General features: G+C 62.9%; 1 protein-coding gene. It reads right to left on the bottom strand.

What is annotated here, in order from left to right; genetic code table 11:
- Positions 1-224: YDG domain-containing protein (locus DBR47_RS24750; RefSeq protein ID WP_197047198.1), on the bottom strand; the 224-nt coding region annotated here is incomplete at both ends.

The raw sequence follows: 224 nt of genomic DNA on the forward strand, positions 1-224 counted from the left end.
TCGGCGAACTCGCCCGAGCGGGTGGTATCGACTTGGTCGCCTGCGATCAAGCCATTCAGCTTGCCGCCACTGACCTCGGCCTTGCGATCGCCATCGTAGACCTTGGCGGCCACAGAAACATCACCTGCCGTCACGGTCTTGGGCGTGATGTCACCCTTGGCCTGACGCTGTGCGCCTTCCAGCTGGTAGTTGCCTGCATCGGCACCACTCAGACCCAGCGTCAC

It is taken from the genome of Paucibacter sp. KBW04 (genome assembly GCF_003852425.1).
In the GTDB taxonomy this organism is placed as follows: Bacteria; Pseudomonadota; Gammaproteobacteria; order Burkholderiales; family Burkholderiaceae_C; genus Paucibacter_A.